This is a genomic window from Rhizobium sp. 268 (assembly GCF_036571585.1).
Classification (GTDB): domain Bacteria; phylum Pseudomonadota; class Alphaproteobacteria; order Rhizobiales; family Rhizobiaceae; genus Rhizobium; species Rhizobium redzepovicii.
This window is the reverse complement of record NZ_JAPPSO010000033.1, coordinates 22,125-28,124: the sequence shown is the minus strand read 5'-3', so window position 1 is coordinate 28,124 and position 6,000 is coordinate 22,125. Positions and strand designations below refer to the sequence as shown.

Below are 6,000 nucleotides of genomic sequence, written 5' to 3'. Positions count from 1 at the left end.
AAATGCCAACCACGCCAAAACCTTCAACTGAATGCGAAAGAGAGATGCAGTATGAATGCAGATCGTTATAGGCCATCACCAGACCGCTGCCGTCCCAGTAGATCAACTTCAATCGATCTGCTTTACGCGACCGGAATACGAAGACCGTTCCCGTGAACGGGTCTTTGCGCAGCTCGTTCTTGACCAGTGCCGCCAGGCCATCGTGGCCCTTGCGGAAGTCGACGGGCTTTGTCGCGACCATAATCCGTACACGGTTGGACGGAAGGATCATGCCGGAACCGCGCAGGCACGTGCGACGGCGGCGATCCGGAGGCTGATGCACCTTCTTCCAGCCGGATGGTGACAACGCCTACAACGATCTCGGGTCGACTCGTTTTTTTTTTCTCTGCAGCTCCGCGACATGTGGATCGACGATAACCGCCGCGAACTCCACCGCGTCCTCGGGTGCAGGCAGAACCAGCTTGCCCTGCCGCGCCATCGTCCGCCAGGTCGAGAGGTGGTTCGGCTTCAACCCATGCCGCTCTGCGACCTCATTCACCATCGCGCCGGGCCGAAGGCTCTCCGAAACGATCCGCGCCTTGACCTGGTCCGGCCAGTGCCGGTGAACCTCACGTCCAGACTTCCTGGTCGTGAGAACCTCCAGTGTACTCTCCATTGAGAAACTCCCATTGTTTATCCATGGAAAGCCGATCACAGATCGGGCGCTCACGACAACGTGGGGCCGGAACACCGGTTACGAACGTCGCGTCCGAAATTCCTGCCTTGCGGCAGACCTCACCGACCGGTGTGCCGTCCGCTGCCTGCTTCAGCACGAACGCGATCTGCGCTTCCGAAAACTTCGAGGCCTTCATCGAATTCTCCTCTTCTTCCCATCGGGGATCATAAGTGGAAAATTCCAGTTCCAAATGGCCTAAATTATTGGGGGCACGTCAACACGTCTTCTTACCGCATAGACAATAGCCGGGTCCAAAAAGTGTCCTTTGAGCCACCCAATTAGATACTTCCTATCGTCAAAGCCGAGTTGCTCTTCCACCATCTCGATTAGCAAGGGCCATTTGTAGTCAGTGTGACGGATCAGCTTCCGCAGCAGAATACTGATGGACCGTTGTCTCACCAGGCGGTCAACGGATTTGTCATCGGCCGTGCTGTCGATGAATTCCTGAACAACCGCGGTATGAGACATATAGTCCGCCCCGCGGCTGCCGATGTAGCGCGCCAGAGCGTCGAGTGTTCGTAGGTCACCGCTGTGATCGTGGTCGATGACTGATCTGATCAGTGGCGCGTCGATAGCTACCGGGCCATGGCGGAGGATCGCCAAGTTGACGACTGCGTCGGCATAACGCTCGGCTGATATCGCGCCTCTGCCACGAGCCTCCATCAGGAGCGCCTGCAGCCAAAGACCTTCCACCCGCATTTCTTTGGCGAACTGTCGATATCGAAGGTCCTCGGACAGGAGGACACGGCCATCCGTGCAGAGATAGATCGGGTCAAACACCTTTTCCCCGCTCTGCTCCAAGATCATGCTCTCAAGCGGTGTGATGTCATTGGGGGCAGCGACAGGTGAGACAATGCAGGCTTTTTCGATTTTTTCGATCTGTTGGCTGATGTACTGCTCCCGTGCCTCTAGAGATTCCGGAGTGTGCTCCCGCCGAAACGTCTCCCCGTCTCGATGAATAAGGGTCAACGACGGGGAGTTTCTGATGTCGTCAAATCCACGGAACGTAAGGAGGGAATCGAGCGCCGACTGGGGGAGGTATATTGGCCCGAGAGATGCCTCGATTATATCGAGTACGTCGAGGGTCGCCGCCGTCCAGGCGGCATGGGCGTCTAACACCACGCCTCTTCGATTGCTGTTCCTGATGAGGGCATGGGCCGCCTCCCGTTCCGGGTCTATCCCCATGCAAGTGCGGATGTCTTCGTCCGCTTCCACGATGCTGCCGGCGAAAGCGATGGGATTTTCGTCGAACATTCCCGCGACGAGTTGGAAGGGGATTGGCGACTTCACGTAAAGGTCTATCGCTTTCTCGCCGCGTTCCGCGAAACGGCGCACCATATCGAGAACTGGCGACAGGTCGCCTTCGTTCATCGTGAAGGCGAACAGGCCTTTGGAAGTGGGAAATTTCGTTTGGAAATTAGCTAGGACATCATGGAAGGCATGGAGAAAACGGTGCTTGATCTCCTTTATGGTCCAGGTGATCTGGTCCCCGATCTGCTGGGGGATGCTGATGGTGTCACCTACCGATTTGCCGATTACCTCGGCCGCCAGCGCGTGCGTCGGCGACAAATATCCACCGCTCGGGTCGTCGGCACCTTCCTCGATGACGAAGTCAAACTCCTTGTCGTGGGTTCCCGAGAGCTGGACCCACGTGCCCACATCCGCCGTATCGGTCCCGACGACGTCGCCGAAGTGCTCCATCGAGAACACGAGAATGGCGTAGGATAGATTGACCGCTTCGTCGTTTGGGTTGGCACGCAGTACCGGATAGGCCATTTCAATCGCCGTCCGTTCGTGTCCAGCGCGTCGCAATTCCTCTGCGATCCTCATCTTCTCGAGCGGCGTGCCATCCAACCCTGCGACGTCGAACCGAGCCAGTAGTGTGGGAATCTCCGTACCGCGGTTCTGGCGGCGCAGGATCATGATCATCATCAGGAGGAGTTCGAGACGTGGCGAAGCTTCCATATCTGCGCTGAAGATCAGTTCGGCGGACGGAAGGTTCCCCCGATTGAACTCCATGAGACCTTCGAGATATCGATAATGAGCAGACGATCTGACTTCCGCAGGCAATACTTGGAAGAACGCAATGGCGCGTTGTTTGATCGGTCGCTCCTGGACGAGCGAGCCGGCCAATGCCCTCAGTTCCTCGCTATCGCGATCCACCGCGACATGCCCCATCAGTAGGCTTGCGGTATCCGTCCAGTAGCCATTTCGACTGGCGTATATCGCGACCATCATGCGGCTGGCGATGTGACTCGTGTCGTCGATGTTCGAACGGGCATTGACCCAAGCCTTTTCGGCGAGGGCGGGCTGACGTATACTAGCGCAATATTGAGCGGTCATGATGCTGGCGCGGGGATGTTTTTCGACATCCTCGATCAGTTTCGCAAGTTGCGGGACGCGCTCTTCATCCGGAACTCGCCAGAGTCGGCCCAGTCGTATCGCGGTCCGGCATAAGACCCGTTCCGTTGGTGGATACGCTTCTTCGTCATCCGGATCGAGCTTGGCGACCGCGTCCCAATCGCCTTTGAGCACGGCTATCTGCAAAAATAGAAGATTCCTTGAAGGAGAGGCCGGGAGTTTCGGTAGAATTTCCTCGACCGTAGGATGATCACCCGCTTCCATGGCTGCTGCGGCGGCCCGCAGCATGGAATCATCGTCAAGGTCGGGTATCGCAAGCATCTCTCTTACGATGACCATAGCCGACGCATGATCACCAAGTACCCTATAAGACAGGATCAGATTGCCACAGGTGGCGATTTCTGCCTCATCGAGCTTTTTATCTTCCGCTTTCACTTCCTGCCAAAGTTCGGCCAGCGTGAGCGACGAGCGCTTCAGCTTTTGAAGATCATTCTCTGTGAACGAGACAGGGTCGATGTAGTCGCTATGGGCAAGGACATCGTCGAGATCAGCCTCTGCCGCGAGTTGGCGAGCCAATCTCTCCTCTGGAAAACGCTGGGCAAGTGTCCGGGAAAACGTCTTCCAGTCCTCGCCAGGCTTTGATCTCTGGAAAAGTGCCACCGCCAACAGAACCCCGGCGGCTTCTCGGTCCTTCGGTGGCACCAATGTAAGAGGGTCCCCTGAAAAACCCGAAAACCTCGCCGCTTGGATGACGTGCGACGATAGCATTTCGTCCGCGGTTTCGGACTCCAGGTTTTCGCGGCCCATTGCGAGGACTGTATCCCAGTCCTCCATCAACAGATGGGCATATGCCTTGTTGGCGATCGCCTTTGGCTCGAGGGGAGCGTGGTCGTAAGCTTCGAGGAGCCACTTTATACCTTCCTCTTCGTTCCCCAGGCGCAGATGGCAGGTACCGATATTCGCTTTTATGCGGAACAGGATGCGGCCGCTGACACCATCACGTTGGACGCGTTCGAGAAGCGCTGTGAACTGGGCGAGAGCAATTCTCCGTTGACCACCTTTGTTCGCATCCCTGTATCCGTCGATCTCGGCGTCGAGGTGTTTCTCGATTGCAAGCGCGACTTCAACCGTAGTGTCCACTGGGGACTGCGTCTTGATCGCCGATTGGATTTCGGAAATTGCGGCGAGAAGCTTCTCTTGTCCCGCCTGTTGGAGGTCAATGCCTCTGTTGACGGCATCCACGGTCTGTCGCCCGAATACGCCATAGCTATCATCGAACGCCAGCAGTGCGTCGGGATATTGCCCCAACTCGTCGGTAATCGCCTGCCAACCCCAAATGATAAAACGGATTTTGCGACCGGCATCCATTTGCTCGATCGCAAGTTTATCGGCGAACAGCTGGATTTCGGTGTCACGGTCGGCCGTCGTGACGATGTGAAATTCTGTGAGAGGCGGCTGGATGGTGAGTGCCGCTTCGAATTCGTTGCGGACCTCTTTTTCGGTGAGTTTTCCGTTCCCACTTTTCAACTTGCACTGAATTCCGACCCGTTTTCGCGGGTCATCGTCGCGAATGCCGATGATATCGAGACCGTGCTGATTCTGACCGCTCCGCCCCAAGCGCTGAAGATTCGGGTCCTTTAGTTTTGCCGACCAAAGGACTGCACATTGGCGTTCGAAGTCTTGATGGTTTTCCGGCTTCGGAATCTGTGTGCGGGATAATGCCATGCGGTCCTTGAAGGCGCGCCAAACCAACGGGCACGCATCAAAATATTCTGCCCGATTATCTACTTAGGTGCCACGAGAGTTCGCGCTATGTTCCCGCTATCCACAAGATGGTTGCGGCGCGGCCTGCTTTACACGCATCCGCGCTCTTGTTTCCGTAAGATCATGATCGGCAGGTGGTTCAAATAAAGCGCCGCAGCTTTGGGCGGAGCCGGCATTCGACTCTTACTCTACCTCCGTCGCCGATGAATGGAATATGCCCTCGACGCGTTCCCAGTCGGCGAAATCTGGATCGAAACGTCGGGGCGAAGCCCGCGCGCTCGTCGTGCGAGATGACGACGTAGCTGCCGTCATTCAGGTACCGAAAATCTCCAACTCCGACACGTCTAAGTCCCTTCCTGGTGACCATGACTTTCTTGTCCAGGGCACTGACATTGACGAAGCGCTGGCCACGGTAGTTGATATCCTCGAACCTATAGATATGACCGAAGAGAAAGAGCGGCACGCCCGGTAGAAACGTCTGGGTCTTGGTCATGGCTGACGACAACGGTTCGTTCGGGCCCTTGGGCAGCAACGATCTCGGAAAGCTTCGCGCGGTGCCTATCCATGTATTCCTGTCGAGCGATGGCAACGCCCGCGGGGTCGCCTGTATTGGCCTCAATGGACGCTTCCCACTCCGGGTCTATGCCGTCGATGGTCTCGCCCACAATGGTGAGATCGCCGACAGGGTAGGGCGACAGGTGGAGGTGATGACAGCTATCCCCGAAGTTCCGATCGTGCTCCAGACGGCTGTCCCAGTTTCCGAAGACATAGAGAACGGGACAATCGAAAGTACGGAGGATATCGAAAATCTCGTCGGCAGCGTCGCTCCCCACGTCTCCGGCGACGATCAAAGCGTCGTAGACGTTACCCTCGCGTGCGCGAAGCTGCCTGACGGCGTTGACGTTGTTATGGATATCTGAACACGCGAGAATTTTTGTCACCCAGGGCTCCGTCATCCGAAGATACCGACACTGTCATTTCTAGGGCTGGAAAACACCCGCTGATTTTCCAAGCGTTTGGCTTCTTTCCAAGGCGCTGGTCGGCAATGCCCTGCGCCGATCTCCCGAAAGCCGCTCGGGCGCGCCAAAGAGGAAACGTGCACGTGATGACTGTGACTTGGCCTATGACCTCCCGGTCATAGGCCGTTCTGCGTTGTGCAG

Annotated in this window: 4 protein-coding genes and 1 pseudogene; all 5 read right to left on the bottom strand. The window is 56.7% G+C overall.

Annotated features, from left to right (window positions below; all coding sequences use genetic code 11):
- Nucleotides 1-271: IS66 family insertion sequence element accessory protein TnpB (gene tnpB, locus OS035_RS32190; RefSeq protein WP_331815247.1), on the bottom strand; the 271-nt coding region annotated here is incomplete at its 3' end.
- Between the two features lie 78 nt (nt 272-349).
- Entirely contained in the window at nt 350-655 is a 306-nt protein-coding gene (locus OS035_RS32185; RefSeq protein ID WP_331815245.1) for a transposase, read from the bottom strand.
- Between the two features lie 82 nt (nt 656-737).
- Nucleotides 738-851 (bottom strand): annotated as a pseudogene (locus tag OS035_RS32180) (transposase); the annotation flags it as partial.
- 59 nt (nt 852-910) lie between these two features.
- A complete protein-coding gene (locus OS035_RS32175; protein ID WP_331815242.1) occupies nt 911-4,801 on the bottom strand; it encodes a PIN domain-containing protein in 3,891 nt (1,296 codons plus the stop codon).
- A gap of 470 nt (nt 4,802-5,271) precedes the next feature.
- Nucleotides 5,272-5,796 (bottom strand): metallophosphoesterase family protein, encoded by a 525-nt coding sequence (locus OS035_RS33660; RefSeq protein ID WP_442967727.1) that lies wholly within the window; start codon nt 5,794-5,796, stop codon nt 5,272-5,274.
- Nucleotides 5,797-6,000: the final 204 nt, after the last annotated feature.

Bases quoted from the DNA above. Each gene is read 5' to 3' on its own strand.
- OS035_RS33660 (WP_442967727.1), bottom strand. From the start codon at position 5,796: ATGACGGAGCCCTGGGTGACAAAAATTCTCGCGTGTTCAGATATCCAT.
- OS035_RS32185 (WP_331815245.1), bottom strand. From the start codon at position 655: ATGGAGAGTACACTGGAGGTTCTCACGACCAGGAAGTCTGGACGTGAG.
- OS035_RS32175 (WP_331815242.1), bottom strand. From the start codon at position 4,801: ATGGCATTATCCCGCACACAGATTCCGAAGCCGGAAAACCATCAAGAC.